Annotated in this window: 15 protein-coding genes and 3 rRNA genes; all 18 read right to left on the bottom strand. The window is 53.4% G+C overall.

Annotation, left to right across the window (positions count from 1 at the left end):
- Positions 1-159 precede the first annotated feature (159 nt).
- A 5S ribosomal RNA gene (rrf, locus tag aalo17_RS04120) occupies positions 160-266 on the bottom strand.
- A 94-nt stretch (positions 267-360) separates the two neighbouring features.
- A 23S ribosomal RNA gene (locus aalo17_RS04115) occupies positions 361-3244 on the bottom strand.
- Between the two features lie 235 nt (positions 3245-3479).
- A 16S ribosomal RNA gene (locus aalo17_RS04110) occupies positions 3480-5015 on the bottom strand.
- The 16S, 23S and 5S rRNA genes sit together here, the layout of an rRNA operon.
- A 718-nt stretch (positions 5016-5733) precedes the next feature.
- Positions 5734-6111 carry a hypothetical protein gene (locus aalo17_RS04105; RefSeq protein WP_067555914.1) on the bottom strand — a complete coding sequence of 126 codons (378 nt, stop codon included), beginning with the start codon at positions 6109-6111 and terminating at the stop codon, positions 5734-5736.
- Between the two features lie 181 nt (positions 6112-6292).
- Positions 6293-7675 (bottom strand): NlpC/P60 family protein, encoded by a 1383-nt coding sequence (locus aalo17_RS13210; protein ID WP_067560089.1) that lies wholly within the window; start codon positions 7673-7675, stop codon positions 6293-6295.
- A gap of 194 nt (positions 7676-7869) precedes the next feature.
- A complete protein-coding gene (locus aalo17_RS04095) occupies positions 7870-8403 on the bottom strand; it encodes a hypothetical protein (RefSeq protein ID WP_067555911.1) in 534 nt (177 codons plus the stop codon).
- Complete coding sequence (locus tag aalo17_RS04090) at positions 8381-8899, bottom strand: tRNA (cytidine(34)-2'-O)-methyltransferase (protein ID WP_067555908.1); 519 nt, start codon at positions 8897-8899, stop codon at positions 8381-8383. The genes aalo17_RS04095 and aalo17_RS04090 overlap by 23 nt, the downstream gene beginning before the upstream one ends.
- Positions 8896-9474: an RdgB/HAM1 family non-canonical purine NTP pyrophosphatase gene (rdgB, locus tag aalo17_RS04085; protein WP_067555905.1), complete on the bottom strand. Its 579-nt coding sequence runs from the start codon at positions 9472-9474 to the stop codon at positions 8896-8898. Before rdgB ends, aalo17_RS04090 begins: the two co-directional genes overlap by 4 nt.
- A gap of 204 nt (positions 9475-9678) precedes the next feature.
- Complete coding sequence (gene groEL, locus aalo17_RS04080) at positions 9679-11277, bottom strand: chaperonin GroEL (protein ID WP_067555902.1); 1599 nt, start codon at positions 11275-11277, stop codon at positions 9679-9681.
- Complete coding sequence (locus tag aalo17_RS04075) at positions 11267-11542, bottom strand: co-chaperone GroES (protein WP_067555899.1); 276 nt, start codon at positions 11540-11542, stop codon at positions 11267-11269. The genes groEL and aalo17_RS04075 overlap by 11 nt, the downstream gene beginning before the upstream one ends.
- A 294-nt stretch (positions 11543-11836) precedes the next feature.
- Positions 11837-12802, bottom strand: coding sequence for a hypothetical protein (locus aalo17_RS04070; protein WP_067555896.1), 966 nt, complete (start codon positions 12800-12802; stop codon positions 11837-11839).
- A complete protein-coding gene (gene thrS, locus aalo17_RS04065; protein ID WP_067560087.1) occupies positions 12781-14526 on the bottom strand; it encodes a threonine--tRNA ligase in 1746 nt (581 codons plus the stop codon). The genes aalo17_RS04070 and thrS overlap by 22 nt, the downstream gene beginning before the upstream one ends.
- A 421-nt stretch (positions 14527-14947) precedes the next feature.
- The gene (locus aalo17_RS12940; RefSeq protein ID WP_178390087.1) at positions 14948-15109 is read right to left on the bottom strand and encodes a hypothetical protein; all 162 of its coding nucleotides are present in this window, start codon (positions 15107-15109) and stop codon (positions 14948-14950) included.
- The gene (locus aalo17_RS04060; protein WP_067555893.1) at positions 15106-16260 is read right to left on the bottom strand and encodes a toxic anion resistance protein; all 1155 of its coding nucleotides are present in this window, start codon (positions 16258-16260) and stop codon (positions 15106-15108) included. The genes aalo17_RS12940 and aalo17_RS04060 overlap by 4 nt, the downstream gene beginning before the upstream one ends.
- Position 16261: 1 nt before the next feature.
- Positions 16262-16972, bottom strand: a complete 711-nt coding sequence (locus aalo17_RS04055; protein WP_067555890.1) for a hypothetical protein — start codon at positions 16970-16972, stop codon at positions 16262-16264.
- Between the two features lie 117 nt (positions 16973-17089).
- On the bottom strand, positions 17090-17575 hold the full coding sequence (locus aalo17_RS04050) for a hypothetical protein (protein ID WP_143385578.1): 486 nt from the start codon (positions 17573-17575) through the stop codon (positions 17090-17092).
- A 121-nt stretch (positions 17576-17696) separates the two neighbouring features.
- Positions 17697-19562, bottom strand: a complete 1866-nt coding sequence (locus aalo17_RS04045; RefSeq protein ID WP_067555884.1) for a heavy metal translocating P-type ATPase — start codon at positions 19560-19562, stop codon at positions 17697-17699.
- Positions 19563-19582: 20 nt separating this feature from the next.
- The gene (locus aalo17_RS04040; RefSeq protein WP_067555881.1) at positions 19583-19798 is read right to left on the bottom strand and encodes a cation transporter; all 216 of its coding nucleotides are present in this window, start codon (positions 19796-19798) and stop codon (positions 19583-19585) included.
- Positions 19799-19990 lie beyond the last annotated feature (192 nt).

The raw sequence follows: 19990 nt of genomic DNA, 5'->3' as shown, positions 1-19990 counted from the left end.
CTTTGCCTCCTTCATATCCGGAGGTATCATATCGGATTTTTTACCACGGCTCAACCTTACCTGAGTAAAGCGCATTTCTGCAGACTCCAGACAGGCTGATGAGCAGCAGCCGAAGCTGACAGCAAAAAAGCCACCTTCCCGTAAGGAAAGCGGCTGTCTGAGTGGCCATTTGTTATTTTTGCCTTTCGGCTATCGTCACCGTCTCTGAGCTTGACTTCTGTGTTCGGGATGGGAACAGGTATTTCCTCAGCACTGTGATGACCACATCTTCCGGAATCATCTCTTCCAGGTCGCTCCCTGAAAACCATACACGATATGTCTTTCGTTTCCTGTCTTTCCGCAAAGCTGCGGGCTTCTTTCTAGATCAAGTCCTCGACCGATTAGTGCCAGTCAACTCCATGCATCTCTGCACTTCCATCCCTGGTCTATCCACCTCGTAGTCTTCAAGGGGTCTTACTTCTCTTTCAGAATGGGAGATCTCGTCTTGGGTCCGGCTTCGTGCTTAGATGCTTTCAGCTCTTATCCGTTCCCTGCTTGGCTACCCAGCTGTACCATTGGCATGATAACTGGTGCACCAGCGGCAGGTCCATCCCGGTCCTCTCGTACTGAGGACAGCTTCCCTCAGATCTCCGACGCCCACAACAGATAGGGACCGAACTGTCTCACGACGTTCTGAACCCAGCTCGCGTACCGCTTTAATGGGCGGACAGCCCAACCCTTGGAACCGAATCCAGCTCCAGGATGCGATGAGCCGACATCGAGGTGCCAAACCTCGCCGTCGATGTGAACTCTTGGGCGAGATCAGCCTGTTATCCCCAGGGTAGCTTTTATCCGTTGAGCGACGGCCCTTCCATTCGGCACCGCCGGATCACTAATCCCGACTTTCGTCCCTGCTCCAGTTGTCTCTGTCGCAGTCAGGCACGCTTCTGCATTTGCACTCTTCAGTTGGTTCCCATCCAACCTGAGCGTACCTTTGGGCGCCTCCGTTACTCTTTGGGAGGCGACCGCCCCAGTCAAACTGCCCGCCTGGCACTCTCCCCTGTCCCTCTCGGCACACGGGTTAGGGCCCCATACATCCAGGAGTGGTATCCCACCGGCGACTCCACCAATACTTGCGTACTCGCTTCCAAGTCTCCCACCTATCCTGTACATGGCTGTCCAGGACCCAATACCAGGCTGCAGTAAAGCTCCATGGGGTCTTTCCGTCTAGTTGCGGGTAACCTGCATTTTCACAGGTACTAAGATTTCACCGAGTCTGCTGCCGAGACAGCGCCCAAATCGTTACACCTTTCGTGCGGGTCAGAACTTACCTGACAAGGAATTTCGCTACCTTAGGACCGTTATAGTTACGGCCGCCGTTCACTGGGGCTTCGGGTCACTGCTTCACCTCGCGGTTCACAGCTTGCCTTAACCTTCCAGCACCGGGCAGGTGTCACCCCCTATACTTCGCCTTGCGGCTTCGCAGGGAGCTGTGTTTTAGTTAAACAGTCGCTTGGGCCTTTTCACTGCGGCTCTTTCGAGCGCCCCTTCTTGCGAACGTACGGGGCCATTTTGCCGAGTTCCTTGGCAACAGTTCTCTCGCTCACCTTCGCATCCTCTGCGCGCCCACCTGTGTCGGTTTTGGTACGGGCCGTATATGCATTTCCACTAGAAGCTTTTCCTGGAAGCTGACTCGATGCGCTTCGCTACTCGCCTTCCGCTTTCGCTTACCCGTCACGCTCTGGTTTCCGTATCCGGATTTGCCTGGATACCACCTGCTTCGCTTGGCCCTCAATCCAGTAAGAGGGTCGCATCTGCCTTCTCCGTCACTCCTTCGCTCCATATACGGGTGCAGGAATCTCCGCCTGCTTTCCATCCGCTGCGCCTTTCGGCCTCACGTTAGGTCCCGACTTACCCAGGGCGGACGAACCTTCCCCTGGAATCCTTGGGCTTTCGGTGTGCAGGATTCTCACCTGCATCTCGCTACTCACACCGGCATTCTCTCTTCCATGCTGTCCATATGCCGTCTCCGTCATACTTCTTCCTGCATGCAACGCTCCCCTACCACATATACTTCCATATACATCCGCAGCTTCGGTACCTGGCTTAAGCCCCGGTACATTTTCGGCGCAGGGCCACTCGACTAGTGAGCTGTTACGCACTCTTTCAAGGATGGCTGCTTCTGAGCCAACCTCCTAGCTGTCCGTGCGTCCCCACATCCTTTTCCACTTAGCCAGTATTTTGGGACCTTTGCTGGCGGTCTGGGCTCTTTCCCTCTCGACCATGGACCTTATCACCCACAGTCTCACTGCCGGATTCCTCCCAGTCGGCATTCGCAGTTTGATCGCATTCAGTACCCCGGGATGGGGCCATCATGCGTTCAGTGCTCTACCTCCGTCTGTCATCCTCCGACGCTAGCCCTAAAGCTATTTCGGGGAGAACCAGCTATCTCCGGGTTCGATTGGAATTTCTCCCCTAGCCACAGGTCATCCGCTAACTTTTCAACGGTAGTCGGTTCGGTCCTCCACAGAATTTCACTTCTGCTTCAACCTGCCCATGGCTAGATCACCCGGTTTCGGGTCTGCTCCATACTACTCTTCCGCCCTCTTAAGACTCGCTTTCGCTTCGGCTCCGTCCTTTCCGACTTAACCTCGCACCATGGAACAACTCGCCGGTTCATTCTACAAAAGGCACGCCATCACCCTTTGACGGGCTCTGACTTCTTTCAGGCACACGGTTTCAGGTTCTCTTTCACTCCGCTCCCGCGGTTCTTTTCACCTTTCCCTCACGGTACTCGTTCTCTATCGCTCACACTGTATATTTTGCCTTGGCGGATGGTCCCGCCTGCTTCCGACAAGATTTCTCGTGTCCCGCCGTACTCAGGATCCCGTCTCATGCGTCACACACTTCGCTTACGAGGCTTTCACTCTCTCTGGCTGTACTTCCCTGTACATTCTGCTGTGTCATCCGCACTCTTTTGACGGTCCTACTACCCCGGATCTCTCCGGTTTGGGCTTCCTCCCCTTTCGCTCGCCGCTACTCGGGGAATCACTGTTGTTTTCTTTTCCTCCGGGTACTTAGATGTTTCAGTTCCCCGGGTACCTCTCCCTTTCGGGATGACAGCCTTCTGGCTGCCGGGTTCCCCCATTCGGACACCGACGGGTCTTTGCCTCCTTACGGCTCACCGTCGCATTTCGCTGTTTGGCACGTCCTTCTTCAGTACAGTGTGGCCAGGCATCCTCCCTGCGCCCTTCCTTGCTTGATCTGATTCTCTCAAACGTTTTTCGTGCTTTCTTCGAGATATTTTTCTCAGAACTGTTTCTTCTCTGTTCTTTTCTTTCTCTCAGTTTCTTTCTATTTCTCCACAACTTTACTTCAGACCTTCTGTTGTCTTTCATATCGTTGTACGGTTTTCAAAGATCGACCCTGGAAGACACTCTTCCAAAACCGGACAGGAACCACTCTGCTCTTTTTCCTTTTCCCCTGTACTTTCTCCTTAGAAAGGAGGTGATCCATCCCCACGTTCCCGTAGGGATACCTTGTTACGACTTAACCCCAGTCATCGATCCTGCCTTCGACGGCTCACTCCTCTAATGAGGTCATGCCACCGGCTTCGGGCATTACCGACTCCCATGGTTTGACGGGCGGTGTGTACAAGGCCCGGGAACGTATTCACCGCGGCATGCTGATCCGCGATTACTAGCGATTCCAACTTCATGGAGGCGGGTTGCAGCCTCCAATCCGAACTGGGACGGCTTTTATGAGATTCGCTCGACATCCCTGTCTCGCTGCTCTTTGTAGCCGCCATTGTAGTACGTGTGTAGCCCAGGCCATAAGGGGCATGATGATTTGACGTCATCCCCGCCTTCCTCCGGTTTGTCACCGGCAGTCTGGCATGAGTCCTCAGCTTTTCCTGTTAGCAACATGCCACAAGGGTTGCGCTCGTTGCGGGACTTGACCCAACATCTCACGACACGAGCTGACGACAACCATGCACCACCTGTGTGGATGTTGACCTCCGATGCATCTCTGCATCTTCGCATCCCATGTCAAGGCCTGGTAAGGTTCTTCGCGTTGCTTCGAATTAAACCACATACTCCACCGCTTGTGCGGGCCCCCGTCAATTCCTTTGAGTTTCACACTTGCGTGCATACTCCCCAGGCGGAGGACTCACTGCGTTAACTTCAGCACTGAGGTTTCACCCCCAACACTTGGTCCTCATCGTTTACGGCGTGGACTACTAGGGTATCTAATCCTATTTGCTCCCCACGCTTTCGTGCCTCAGCGTCAGCAACAGGCCAGGCGGCCGCCTTCGCCACTGGTGTTCTTCCATATATCTACGCATTTTACCGCTACACATGGAGTTCCACCGCCCTCTCCTGCTCTCCAGTCCTCCAGTTTCCAAAGCCATGCATGAGTTGAGCTCATGCGTTTCACTCCAGACTTGCAGGACCGCCTGCGCACCCTTTACGCCCAATCATTCCGGATAACGCTCGCCACCTACGTATTACCGCGGCTGCTGGCACGTAGTTAGCCGTGACTTTCTGGCGGGGCACCATCAGTCAGCACCCATTTCCTGATGCTGCCTTTTTTCCCCCGCAACAGAGCTTTACGACCCGAAGGCCTTCTTCACTCACGCGGCATCGCTCGTTCAGGCTTGCGCCCATTGACGAAAATTCCCTACTGCTGCCTCCCGCAGGAGTCTGGGCCGTGTCTCAGTCCCAATGTGGCCGTCCGCCCTCTCAGGCCGGCTATGCATCATCGTCTTGGTGGGCCTTTACCCCGCCAACCAACTAATGCACCGCAGGTCCATCCGCGCCCCATCCCCTAAAGGATGTTTCACAGAAAGAAGATGCCTCCTTCCTGTACATCGGGATTTGTTCTCCGTTTCCAGAGCGTATTCCCGGTGCGCGGGCAGGTTCCCTACGTGTTACTCACCCGTTCGCCACTAGAGACCCGAAGGTCTCTCGTTCGACTTGCATGTATTAGGCATGCCGCCAGCGTTCATCCTGAGCCAGGATCAAACTCTCCATTTGATCTGTACTCAGACGCTTTGCGTCTTGTGTTCATGATTGTTTTTCAGGTTCAAAGAATCGACGTTGTATCGTCTTGTATTTACTTCGTTTTTCCTGTCCGGTTTTCAAAGAGCGTCAGCACCCATGACAGATGCCTCCATCGCCTGCAGCTTCTGATGAAGTCACAAGCTTTTCAAAGATACTGAATGAGCGGTCCGGCTGTCAAGCCCGCCTGTGCCCCTCAGCACTCTTATATCTTAACTCATCCGCAAGAGTCTGTCAACACATTTTTTGAACTTTTTATTCTTTTTTATGTTATGACTTGTTGATTTATCCAAATCAATTGCGGCTTAGTAAATATATCACTCTTGTCGGTTGATCGCAAGAAATATTTCGAATTTTATAACCAGCCCCAGGGAACACTCCGCCAGATCAGCCAGACGTCCACCCTTATCCAACCACCTGCAGCAGTTTCTGCATCTGTATTCTGCCAGTTTCCCTGAGTTCGGGGATAAGACCTGGATCCTCAACAAACTGCCAGAGTCCTCATAGACATCCCATACGATCTTCCTTATTAACTGAGGCATCACATATATATTGAAGCATTATATCGTGTATACATGAGTCTGATCCGCTCTCCAAACGATCCCCTACTGATCCTGTGCCCGGGCATTGTCCCGGAGGCTGATAGAACGCAAAAAGCCGGAAGAATCCGGCCGACTGTTGTCCGATCAATACCTCAGGCACCTTCCTGTGGAGTCATGATGGCATAATTGATTTTTTCATCCTTCAGAAGAGCCCAGTTATCCGCGGTTTCAGCAATTTTGCCATACCACGAATCTCCCTGCTGCCGGATCTCAAATACTTTGAACTGTGCCGACTTCTGAAGCCTGCCAATCGTGGCTGCCCCCGATTCAGGCACTGCCAGAATATCCACGTTCAACTGTGCAGTATAGTTTCCTGGCTCGAATGTGACAGCAGCTGCCGCATTTGTCTGAAGAGGTCCCCCAGCTGCCTCCGGGGCTTTCAGAAGCAGAGAACCGCAAACGCCTGCCAGAAGAATCAGTGCCAGAATTCCGAATACAACACTGGATTTTTTTCCCAACGACTTGTCCATGTTTCTTCCCCCTTTCACATACTTTACCATGTTTGTCTTACAAAAAATCTAAAAAAGCCCTTTGGATTTCTGAAGGTTCTCTAAACCTGTACGCATCCGGGAAACCAGAACAGAATTTTTTCATTTCATTAGTCCTCAAAACAGAAAAAAAGGCCGGCAGGCCTTTTCCCAATTGTTACTGTCAGGCTACGTGAATGTAACCAATCAGAGACGTACTGCAGTTTACAGAAGCCAGAACCGTCTGGTATCCATTCCAGCCACCATGTACAGCCTGACCATTGCCGGCATAAATGGCAACATGACCACTGTAAATAATGATATCTCCCGGCACCGGTGCAGATGTCCAAGACCCGAGTGCAGCATAATCACTGGGCCATCCATGGAAATTGATTCCAACTGCGCGCAGTGCATTGGTCACCAGCATGGTGCAGTCCTGGTTGACTCCAAGCTGACCCATGGCTGCAGCCAGAATGGCAGAAGCCTTGTTCGTATCGGTTTCCGGTACTGAAGGAATTTCGGGCTGTACCGGTTCAGACGGAGTCTCAACCGGAGCGGACGGGATCTCTTCCGGCACAGCCGGTGTCTCGGGTGCAGAGGGTGTCTGTTCAGGCACCACCGGTGTTTCCTCCGGCTGTACCGGTGTCTGCTCGGGGGCCGAAGGCATCACCTCAGGGTTTACGGGTGTTTCTTCCGGGGCTGTCGGAACTTCAACAGGCGCCGAAGGAGTTTCTGCCGGTACAGACGGTGCTTCCACCGGCATATCAGCCGGTGTCTGCTCTGGTGCAGCCGGTACTTCTTCCGGAGCAATCACAGTTCCTGCACCTGTTTCATCAAATACGTATCCATCTTTTTCTGTGTTGACAAGGACATTCCCGTTCTCATCAAAACCATATGTGGTCCCGTCAATTTCCTGCACAGCATTCACGACTTTGGATCCGTCTTCATTGTAATAGGCTTTCACACCATCCCGATCAAACCAGCCGCTGCGGATGCTTCCATCTTCCGAAGCATAGAATGTCTGTCCATCCGCTTCGAACTGACCAGTGACCATCCGGCCGTCCTCACCAAAGAAATACCGGGTACCGTCTATTTCTCTCCAGCCAGTCACACGGCTGCCGTTTTCATCAAACCAGTATCTGGCTCCATCCACGTCAACCCAGGCAGAAGAAGTCTTGAATCCCTTTTCATCAAAGAAATTCTGACCGTCTTCAGACCATCCCTGTTTCAGGGATCCTGTTTCCTGAAAGTTATAGCTGGTTCCCTGGATGGCAGTTTCGCCACTGGCAGCTTTTCCATCCGAACCAAAATAGTAGGTCGTGTTGGATATGGTCTGCCAGCCAAACTGCATTTCTCCCTGTCCGTTAAAGTAATATACTTCATCATCAATTTCCGTAAGACCTGTTGCACGCTGACGGTTGGACTCCAGAACATAGTACCTGTCATTGTCCTGACCATGCCAGCCGGGCTGTGTCTCGTAGGCATAAACAGTGGAGAGGATTGGGCCGGAAGCACAGATGCACAGTGCCACGGCTAGAATTTTGCTGTGTTTCTCAACGAATTTCATTGCCTTCACCTCTTCATTTCGCATGGAGAACATAACACTTGTCACAAGTTCTTTCAAATTGTGCATCGGGCTGCAAACAAAAAAAACGAGCAGAAACAGGCGCATTTTTGGATTAAATCCTTTACCTAAAGGGTCTCTGCCGCTTTTATGGGAAATTGTGTGAAGTCGTCAGAAATTGTAAAAAACCTGTCCCTTCAACGGATATCGTCCATGGTTTTCCACAGAATGCAAACAAATGAATACATCAATACTGCAGAAAGCACCGAGATGACAGCGCTTCCACAGATTCCTGCGATGCGCAGCATATCTCCAGCCATCAAAAGCGAATCAGCATGCAGGGCCTTGACAGCCATCGTGCACACAAAAACGAGCAGGGCTGTCAGTGACCCCGCCCACACAGTCTCTCCGGCGGACAAGCCTGAATCCATATACAGGAACGTCAGAACCAGACCGAAGGTGTCTGATCCCGTCAGGACTCTCATCGGATTCAGGGAACCCTGAATTGCCTGAAACAGCAGTCTGACAAGGAAACTGCCGTTCCATTCATCCAGGATGCCCTGCAGGGAAAACAGGCTGTCATATGACTGCACTGAGGTCAGACGGAAAAGCAGAACGGCGATCCAGATACACTGCCACAGCCAGTACAGACGCACCATGGCTCCAAGGATCTGTCTGCGGCGGAAAGAGGTATTGAGCAGTGTTCCGTCAATCCAGTTCCAGATCTTCAAGAAACGATTCCCCTTTCAGCTGTTCACTGAACGACAGTCCTGGATAACCCCGCTGTCGAAGAACTTCATAGACAGTCACAGCCACAGCGTTGGAAAGATTGAGACTCCGGGCTGTTTCAATCATCGGCAGGCGCAGACACGTATCCAGATGACGTTTCAGAATCCGCTTGTCCACACCCGTGCTTTCTTTTCCGAACACCAGATACAAATTCCTTCCATCGTCTGTAAAGTCAAAGGACGATGGCGGTTTCCTGCCATATCGTGTCAGAAAGACCATTGGTCCCTGTACTGTCGCTTCAAATGTGTCCCAGTCGGGATAGCGGTGCATTTCACAGTCTTTGATATAGTCCATTCCGGAGCGCCTGAGGTATTTGTCTTCCAGAGAGAAACCAAGGGGTTCGATCAGATCCACGGTGCAGCCGGAAGCCATGGCTGTCCTCAGGATATTGCCTGTGTTCCCGGGGATTTCCGGCTGAAACAGAACAATGTGGATCACAGTCTGTCCCCCATATCCGCCAGAAACTGTTTCAGAGCTTTGGCTCTGTGAGAGATGGAATTCTTTCTGTCTTCACTCACTGCAGCGAGTGTTGTGCCAAATGGCGGATAATAGAAGACCGGGTCATACCCGAATCCGTTATCCCCCCTGGGAGCACGCGCAATTTCTCCCTCCACTGTCTGCCGGTTGACATATTCGTTTCCCTTCTCGTCCACATAGGCAATGGCACAGACATATCTGGCGGTTTTGGGCCTGCCTTCGGTGAGTTCGATCAGCCGGGCATTTTTGATGTCATACGGCGTTTCTTCCCCCATCCATCGTGCGCTGTGAACTCCAGGCTGACCGCCCAGAGCATCCACTTCGATTCCCGAGTCATCTGCCATCGCAGCTTTGCCGGTCGCTTCATATACAGCCCTGGCTTTTTTCAGTGCATTCTCTTCGAATGTTTCTCCATCTTCCACGATTGTGACCGGCTGTGGCAGGTCTTTCAGCGTCAGGATCCTGACATTTGGCAGCATTTCCCTGAACTCATGGGCTTTGTGGGCATTCCCGGTTGCCAGAATGATTTCTTTCATAGTCTTTTGCCTCCACTCTGTATTGATTGTCGATGATTCACGGTGTGTATAGACCGGTTGGAACAGCATCGCGAGGTTTGGCAGCCAGAAGGCTGTTGTTATCCCCGGCTTTGAACATCAGATCCCGACTGCAGAATGAGTAGGTATTGACTTTCTGCGGATCCAGTACGGTCATACGCCAGCTTATTCTGCTGCAACTTGCTGCTAATACGGTTCCCGGTCTGCCAGATTGCCAGTCTGCACAATGCCCGCCTCCGTCGTGATCAGCAGACTGGCAATTTCCGCTGCATTCAGCAACGCACTGCACGTGACCTGAACAGGGTCTGTAATGCCGCAGGAAAACAGGTTGTCCCAGGTACCGGCAACAGCATTGAACCCGGTTCCTTGCGGCGACTGACAGAGTCTGGTCAGAATCGAATCTCCGTCGTATCCCGCATTCCGGGCGATCTGCCGGGCAGGAACGAGCAATGCGTTGAGCACAATTTCCATCCCTCTCCGTCTGTCGGGATCCGGGTCCTGCAATGTGGGCTTCAATGCCCTGGCAGCTTCCACATACGCTGTTCCGCCACCAGCCACGATTCCTTCCTGCATGGCACACTTCGCTGCATTGAGGGCATCCTCCAGTCTCAGCTTCTGTTCTTTTCTCAGGCTGCCGGTCAGAGCTCCGCAATGGATCACTGCAGCCTTGCCGGTCAGAAACGACAGTCGTTTCTGCAGCCTGCTCTTCTCCAGAGGATCCGCTTCAGATCGAATCTGTTCTTCTGTCTGCTGTTTTCGCAGGTTTATTCCCTGTTCATCGCCTCTGGTTTCCGTCAGAATGGTACGGTCCTGTTCTACCCGTGCACTTCCGGCTGTTCCCAGATCACAAAGTCTTGCCTGCTGCAGCGGCAGACCGGCAGACAGACTGCAGAGTTTTGCACCGGTGAGCACACAGAGATCCTGCAGATAGTCTGACTGGAGTCTGCCAAAGAATGGAGCCTTGACAGGAACCGCAGTGAAAATGCCCCGTGCATGATTCAGGGCGAGTGCTCCCAGTGCTTCTTCCGAGAAGTCGGGAGCCACCAGAATCATTGCAGCCTCTGATTCCCGGAGTTCCTCGAGAACGCCGAGTATGTCCTGAAGCGAGTCCAGCTTTTCGGAAGTGATCATGATCCGTGGCGCTTCCATGATCAGGCACGGAGAATCCTGGCCCTGAATGACAAACGGTGAAGCATATCCCTCCGGGATCTCGATTCCCTGAGTCAGTTCCAGCCACGTTTTTGCCTGAACGGCTTCTTTCAGCGTCACAAGCCCTTCCGGTCCGGTTTTTTCCAGAGCCTCTGCAATAAGTCCCGCAAGCTGTCTGTCACCGCAGGATACTGCTGCGACATTTTCGAGTTCCTTTCGGGTGGTGACAGGCTTCGCCTGTTTTCTGATCCAGTCTGCAGCGGCCTTGGCTCCCTGCAGGATGCCGTCTTTCATCAGCACAGGGTTTCCACCATGATCCGCTGCTTTCAGGCCGGGTTCGATCATTGCCTGGGACAATACAGTGGCTGTAGTGGTTCCATCTCCGGCAAGATCGTTGGTCCGGCTGGCCGCCTCGCAGACAAGACGGGCACCCATATCCTGAAACGGATCTGCAAGATGGATCCTGGAGGCAATGGTGACACCGTCATTGGTGACAAGAGGACTTCCACGTCCGGTATCCAGCACCACGTTCCTTCCGCAGGGGCCCAGTGTCACTTTCACGGCATCTGCCAGCACGTTGACTCCCTCAATCAGGAGCTCGCGGAAAGATCTCCCGAACCTGACTTCAGAGCTCATGTCCAGACTCCTGAACAGCCAGAATATCTTCATCCTGCAGAATCAGGTACTCATGGTCTCCTTCTGCGAATGACACGGGATTCAGAGGGTGATAGACCACGACATCTCCTGGTCCGTAATCCTGGTCCTCTACATCCGGGCCAACGGATTCCACCACTGCAAGGCATGGCCTGGAAGCCGAGGTTTTCAAGACGATTCCTCCGGATTCCTGCAGCTCACAGCGATCCAGCCGGAGAATCACATTTTTATGGAGTGGTCTCAGCATGTTGGTACCTCCTGTCCGTCTCCCGGACAGCTTTTATTATACGCGTCAGTATTCCGGCTGCCTGCGCATAAACGTCCTTCCTTTCACTGAACCGTCCTCCCGCATCCATGATGGATGCCTTCAGGCAACATGAATCTGTTTCAGGGCGAGTGCAAAGATCAGGAATTAAGAAAAGCCGGATTTTCGCAATCATGCGAAAACCCGGCAGGTTCTCTGTCAGTCAGCTGCCTGTGTGCTGGCCAGACGGTTCAGCTGACTGTCTTTTCCATATCCATTCGTATGGTGATGTGACTGCTATGAAGATTTCCGCAGCGATCCTTCCGGAATTTTCATCCCCAGCTGACCCAGGAAGACTTCCATATCATCGGCAGCCTGTGAAACCGGCACATAATGAATGTTCTGCCGTGTCCAGGATTTTACAGCCACTTCTGGTGAGGGAACACCAATGGCATCAGGCCCGGCTGCTTCGATTTCCTGTACCATTTCAGCAGACCCGGTTTCAGGATCCACAGCTGAGAGAGCTTCCTGGACTCCGGACAGGAAAGCGTCGCTGACCGAATCCTTCACGAAAAGCGCTGCCTGGGGATAGCCCTTTTGATCGGTGCCTTTCTGCGCATACCACAGCTCCTGCAGATCGGCCAGGATCTTCAGATTGCTGTTTTTGGCCATGGCTGCACTGGCTGCAGGTTCCGCCAGAAGCGCTGCCTGACTCTGCCCGGACAGCAGAGACTGACTGGCTTCTGCCACACTGGGATACCAGACCGGCTGAGCCTGTACGCTGGCCGCTTCCACCGCGTTGTATACCATTCCCGGAATCGCATTCTCGCCAAACAGAGCCACTTCCTTGTCAGGGCCGGACAGGACATCCTCCTGTGTGCCGACCATATACAGGTTGCCCCATGTAAGCACGCCTGCACACTGGTATGTGCGGGATGCCGAATATGCTTTGAGTCCCAGATTGACTGGCGCCACGATCACATCATAGTCGCCATCAGTTTTGGCCAGCTCAGCCGTGACAAGATCTGTACCTTCTGTATAGTCCAGTTCCACGTCCGGATTGTCCAGGGTGCCAAACAGCATTCCCAGAGCCGGGGCCCCGGTGGGAACCAGGACCTTGACCGACTCTGCTGTCCGGTCTTCTGTCTTTGTATCCGCCCCTGTGTCCGTCTGGCCGGTTTGTCCGGCGCCTGCAGATGCACACCCCGCAAGGAGAAAAGCCCCGATACAGAGGGCTGCTGTCAGTCTCTGTCGAAGAGCCATTTTTCGTCAACCTCCTGCCTGAACTTTGCGACAGCCTCTTCCAGGGGCATCGTCTCGGAGCTGCGGCTGCCGGATTTGCGGATCGTCACAGTTCCCGCTTCCTGCTCACCGTCGCCTACAACGATCTGGTAGGGGACCTTCGTCATCTGTGCTTCACGCACACGATAGCCAAGTTTCTCGTTCCGGTCATCCACTTCCACACGCATACCGGCCTCTTCCAGAGCTTTTTTGACCTTCTGTGCGTACTCCAGATGCTTCTGCTGATGAACCGGAATCACAACCAGCTGCCGGGGCGCCAGCCACAGGGGGAAATGACCGGCAAAGTTTTCAATCAGAATGCCGATAAACCGCTCAATGGAGCCGTACACGACACGGTGCAGCATCAGCGGGGTCTTGCGGCTTCCGTCTGCATCCACATAGGTGCATTCAAAGCGCTCGGGAAGGTTCATGTCCAGCTGCACGGTGCCGCACTGCCAGTCGCGTCCCAGGGAATCCTTGATGTGGATGTCCAGCTTCGGTCCATAGAAGGCACCGTCACCGGGGTTGACCTTGAAGTCACGGCCGGCATGGCGGCAGGCATTGGCAAGAGCTTCTTCGCTCTGAGCCCAGATTTCATCGCTGCCGATATAGTCCTTCTCGGGTTTGGTGGACAGTTCGATGGAGTATTCCAGCCCGAATACGCCATACATGCGGTCGATGAGGTCCAGCACATCTTTCACTTCACTTTCGATCTGGTCGGGAGTCACAAAGATATGGGCATCATCCTGCGTGAAGGTCCGGACACGGAACAGTCCGTTCAGGGCGCCGGAAGCTTCATGCCTGTGTACCTGACCCAGTTCGGCGATCCGCAGCGGGAGATCCTTGTAGGAGTGCAGACCATTGTTGTAGACCAGCAGGGCACCGGGACAGTTCATCGGCTTGATTGCGAAATCCCGGTCGTCGACTTTCGTGGTGTACATGTTGGCCTTGTAGTGGTCCCAGTGGCCTGAGGTCTCCCAGAGTTCGCGGCTCATGATGATTGGGGTCTTGATGAACCGGTATCCTTCCTTCGTGTGTTCGTCATACCAGTACTGCTCGAGAATGTTGCGCAGGATCATTCCATCCGGCAGGAAAATCGGCATTCCTGGTGCATACTCGCTGACTGTGAACAGATTCATTTCTCGACCCAGTTTTTTGTGGTCGCGCTTCTTCGCTTCCTCCAGCGCCTGGAGGTGGGAATCCAGCGCCTCTTTTGTGTCGAAGGCCACACCATAGATCCGCTGCAGCATCTGGTTCTGGCTGTCACCCTTCCAGTAGGCTCCGGAATGTTTGAGCAGTTTCACGTGTTTCAGTTCCTTCACGGAATCCACGTGCGGGCCACGGCATAGATCCGTGAACTCACCCTGGGAGTAGACGGTGATGGTACCGTCTTCCAGCCCGGCAATCAGATCCAGTTTGTAGGGATCATCCGCAAACAGTTCCAGAGCCTCGGCCTTGGACAGTTCCCGGCGGACAATTTTCTTGCCGTCTTTTGCGATTTTCTTCATTTCCTTTTCGATCTTCGGCAGGTCTTCGTCTTTCAGGGACTCGCCGCCCAGATCGATGTCATAGTAAAAACCATCCCGGATCACCGGTCCGACCCAGAATTTTGCCTGAGGATACAGACGCTTGACAGCCTGCGCCATCAGATGCGCAGCTGAGTGATTGAGTCTGGAAAGATGTTCGTCTTCCAGAATGTTGACCATTTCCATATGGGATCCTCCTTCATACTGTTCCGGCCTGCCTTCAGCCTGCCGGATGACTGTCTGTAACGGGAACGAAAAAACGTCTGACATCAAAAGGACGTCAGACGCGCGGTACCACCTTTTTTCCCCTGAATTCAGGAGCTCTCGAGACTGTAACGCAGTCCTGCGGCACTGGCTTTCGCCGGCGATTCAAAGGGAGTGAGACTGTCGTTTTGTCAGGGCGCTTTCACCAGCCGCACCCCTCTCTGATCCATCCGGACATCCCGTGGCCTTCTCGTTATCGTTGGTTCGATTATGCCCAAGATTCTCTGCATCGTCAAGCCAAACCAACATATGTCATGGGTGGAATCCGGGCATACTGTCCGGTACGGTTGATACTGCTGGTATCAGGGCTGAAAAAGGCGGTGTTTCCACCGCCTGGTCAGTGCCATCCGTAAAACAGCACGTAATATATCACGTAAAACCATCCCAGCAGGCCATGAAATGCCGCCCACAGGACAGAATGCCAGTTGACGTAGGAAATCACCATGGCCAGTGCAGTGCCAAATGAAATCCCCGCCTTTACATAGGAACTCCCCTTCATCCGTTTTTCTCTTCGATCCGCCCGGCAGCCATGGCTCCCCGTTCGATCCGGGAAATCCGCTCTTCTCCCTGGTCTGCGAGCACTTTGAAGGCTTCAATCTGTTCACGCATTCTGGGCAGTGCCTTCTGCTTATAGGCATCAATGGCGTCCATTGCATCAAAGGTATTGCGGAATGCCTCCTGGAGCGTTTCCACGGAAATATTGGCTTCCATGCTGGTCTGCTGAATCTGTGCTCCCTGCGTTTTCAGCATTTCACTGGTCGATTTGATCAGATCGTTGGTCGTCTTGTTGACCGCCTGCACTTTCTCCAGCACGATTTTCTGGTTATACAGCGCACTTGCCACCGTGACAGCTGTCCGAAGCGCGGATACCGTCACATTCTGCGCCCGTTCCACTGCCCGGATCAGTTCCTTGTTGTTGCGACGGACAATTTCCATGGAGAGATATCCCTGCTGGTTCACCGCCTGCATCTGCTGCATATCCATGACCCGCTGCCGCAGAGGGAACAGGATCTCCTCTTCCGCGAACTTGATTCTGTCAGGATCTGCATTGGTCACTTTTGCCTGCTCGATGCTTCGCTCCAGCGCGGCGTCCATCTGTGTGCCCAGCTCGATCTGTTTGTTCAGCTTTTTCGTCAGATCCCGCAGAGACATCTGTTCGATTTCCAGCGTCGTGTTGTCATTCTGCAGCGTGCGCTTTCCACGCTCAAGGTTTTCCAGGATGTTTTCGATCATGCCATCGGCCTTCTCGAACTTCTGGAAATAGGTCCGAACAGGATTGGTGAATTTGGAAAAGAAGCCTGTGCGGCCAAAATCCACACCCGAAGGATCCAGGTCCCTGACCTGCCGGTCCAGTTCGGAGAGAGAATTGACGACCTGACTGGATTCGCCTCCCTGTTTTGACAGTGTTCCCAGTGTGGTGGAGAGCAGCTCGTTTTTTTCGGAAGACCGCCGGACGATATCCGTTCCAAATCCGTCGATCATGCTCGTGATTTCCCGGCGCTGTGCCAGAGAATCCAGATCCACGTCCATGACTTCCTTGACGTTGCTTTCTGCCTGTGTTTCGATTTTTTCCTTCACTTCCGGTTCAGGCTGCAAAGGCTGCAGCACCTCTTCTCTGTTCAGTTCATCCACATCCATTGAAAATGCCATATCAGTCCATCTCCTTCTCTGTTTTTTGTTTGCTGCCGCCATACAGTCCCGACTGCTCAATCAGTTCATCCAGCTGCCGCATCGCACTCCTGTCTTCCAGACGAGGCAGATTTGTCAGCTGCTGGACCCTTGCGTTCAGTTCGTCGATCCGTGTCAGAATTTCTTCATTTTCCCTGATTTTCGCCTCTATGAATGCAAAGGTATCCTGGTAGGTTTCCGGGACCGATCCGGCCGACACCGCTGCACGGTAGCCCTCTTCATCAAAAATCAGGATCCGGTCCGCTATCTGTTTCTGATTGGCCAGAAACAGCATGCGGGCCCGCCGGATTCCTGTCATGAACCGGTCTATGGAAATGGTGGAATCTCCAAAGGCATCATGCAGCGTCTGGTCCATCGCCATTGTCTTTTCCTGCAGTCTTGCCAGCTGTTTCTGACAGACGCGGATCTGATCCCGGAAAGACTTGGGTTTCAGCCGCGAAAACTGCAGCGCCACCGCCTCCGCTTCATCCCCGCCGGCAGAACCCGGCACCTGCCTGTGGACTGACTTCAAAGCCCATATCCAGACGATGCATACCGCCAGGAACAGGACGAGTGTCAGGATCCCCAGCCCAGCGGCATGAGTGCTGAAGGCGAACATGGTAAATACAAGAAAGACCGCGGCCAGAAAGCCGCAGGCCAGATTGATGATAATCGGTGTTCTGTCGCGATTCATGGGCAAATTATAGCATACTGTCACCCGGAGACTGCACGAAAAACCGGAGAGACAACTGGCAGCTTCCAGGCATCTCTCCGGCAGTGACCTCTTTGTGCAGCCACCGGCTGAGGTGACTCAGTAGAACGGATAATACCAGATCTGATTTTTGCTGAAATCCGTATCCTCCAGAATGTCATTGACGACCTTCAGGCCCTCCATGACATCTCCAGGGGTAATATTGTCGAATTTATACGGAAAATGCTGACGCAGTCCTTCCGGATTTTCCGACTTCCAGGCGTTTTTGTAACGAAGCACCAGATTGTTGGGATCAGGTTCTGCACCCGTGGCGGTGATTTCGCCGTCTGCAGCTGCCTGTTCCAGCATCGCTTTCAGATTCCTCAGCACAGGTTCGCTCAGACGGAACGGGTCTCCCCGCTTGTGAAGTGTTTCTCCGTTGTTCATCAGCCAGATATGAATGCCCCAGGCGGAATTCAGATATCCGACTTCTTCCGTGCCGATGATGGTACCCAGAAAATCTGTGTCATCCACCCGGGGAGAGGTATAGCCCTTTGAAATTAGCAGAGTCTCAGGGACTTTGAAAAAATGCATTCCTAAACTCATTCCAGTTCCTCCCTGCGCATCCCTTGCCGGATGCATATGACATAGAATACCATGAAACACTTGTTCAGTCAGAACATTTGACCCGACAGCACTCTTGCCTGTCAGGTACCGACACGGCTGATCAGTCCAGCGGAATCTCCGGCACTCTCAGACACCGCATGGCATTGAGGATGCACAGGAAGGCCACACCGACGTCCGCAAATACAGCAGCCCACATGTTGGCCAGTCCCAGGGCTCCCAGAATCAGGATCAGCACTTTCACTCCCAATGCGAACACGATGTTTTCGCGGACGATCCGCAGTGTCTTGTGCGCTATGGCGATTGCCGTCACGATCTGCGTAAGCCGGTCCTTCATGAGCACGACATCCGCAGCTTCTATCGCTGCATCACTTCCCAGTGCCCCCATGGCAATGCCAACATCCGCCGCAGCCAGGACCGGGGCATCATTGATGCCGTCCCCGACAAAAGCCGTTTTGTCCTGGGACAGGAGCCGGGTCAGGATTTCCACTTTGTCCTGCGGCAGAAGGCTGGCATGATACTCATCTATGCCTATCTGGCCGGCAACGCGTTCTGCCACCTGCTCATTGTCTCCTGTCAGCATGACAAATTTCTTCAGCCCATACCTGCGAAGAAGCGTGAGAGCCGTCGCGGAATCTTCCTTGATTTCATCCGAAATTTCAATCATCCCCGCATAGACTCCGTTTACCGCAATGTAAACCACCGTTCCCATGCCCGATCCTGCGGGCAGGATGGATACGGGAATGCCCTGGGATTCCATGAGTCTGGTATTTCCGGCCAGGATATGCTGGTGATCCACATCCGCACTGACCCCGTGCCCCGGTATTTCCTGAACATTTTCTGCCGTCAAAACCGGAGCATCGTGAAGTTCCTGTGCCTTGCGCAGAATGGACTGGGCAATAGGATGTGAAGAATGCTGTTCGGCGGCTGCTGCATACATCAGCAGTCTTTCAGCGGGAAGATCCGCCGGCTTGATCTCCGTGACCTGGAACGTGCCGCGTGTGATCGTGCCGGTTTTGTCGAACACCATGGTTTTTACATCCGCGAGCGCCTCCAGATAGGTGCTTCCCTTGACCAGGATCCCGGCCCTGGATGCCCCCCCGATGCCCCCGAAAAAGGACAGGGGCACAGAAATCACAAGAGCACACGGGCAGGAGATCACCAGGAAGGTAAGGGCACGATAGATCCAGACCGTCCAGGGCTGCTGAAACAGCAGTGGCGGCAGCACAGCCAGCGCCAGGGCCAAGGCACAGACCACAGGGGTGTAGATCCTGGCAAACCGGGTGATGAACTGTTCGGCAGGCGCTTTCCGGTCGGAGGCATTCTCCACAAGCTCCAGCACTTTTGCCACCGTGGACTGCCCGTAAGGCTTTGTGGTCTTTACATACAGCACCCCGCTCTGGTTGATGCAGCCCGAGATCACGTCCGATCCCGGTCGAACCGACCGCGGGACAGATTCGCCGGTAAGCGCCGAGGTATCCAGGCTGGAAGTCCCGGATTCCACCACGCCATCCAGCGGTACCCGTTCCCCGGGTTCCACCACGATCACAGTGCCGGGCTGCACATCCTCCGGATCGACCTGCACGATTTTTCCATCCTGCACGATGTTGGCATAATCCGGCCGGATGTCCATCAGGGCGGCAATGGATTTTCTCGATTTGCTGACTGCATAGGACTGGAACCATTCACCGATCTGATAGAACAGCATGACTGCCACCGCTTCATCCAGCTGTCCGAGGGCCACGGCTCCCAGACTGGCTACAGACATCAGGAAGTTTTCGTCAAATATTTCCCCGTGCATGATGTTGATCACGGATTTTCTCAGAATGTCATAACTGATCAGCAGATAGGCAGCTGCCATGATCCAGACAAATCCCGGCCATTGTGCATGTTCGGAAACAATTCCCGCAATGTAAAGCAGGGTCGTGATCCCGATGCGGACCAGACCCTTTTTCTGTTTTTTTGTCATTGGGCAGACCCTCCGATCAGTCAGCAGCAGAGCACGCTGTCGCTGTCGACACGACGGCAGGCCTTCTTTGCTTCCTTCAATATTGCATCCAGCCTGTCTTCGTCGCAGTCCAGAACCAGCTTCTGTGTCATGAAGTTGACACGGGCATCATGGACCCCTTCAATTTTCCGGATGGCATCTTCCATCTTCGCTGCGCAGTTGGCGCAGTCCACTTCCATTTTGTACGTCTTTTTCATTGTGTGCCTCCTTGATTGAACACTCATTCAATTGTTATCTGTATTGTAGCAACAGTTGATAGGTCATTCAACTGAAAAAATCGGATTTTGTCTGCTTTGTCCTCTTTGTTCGTTTCCCTTCACCCGGCCCGCAGTGGATGGAAATCACCTGGACTCGGTCGCCCCTTCATTGTCTGGATGTGCAGGTACCTT

This window comes from Faecalibaculum rodentium (assembly GCF_001564455.1).
Lineage (GTDB): Bacteria > Bacillota_I > Bacilli_A > Erysipelotrichales > Erysipelotrichaceae > Faecalibaculum > Faecalibaculum rodentium.
This window is presented reverse-complemented; position numbering and strand designations above follow the sequence as displayed.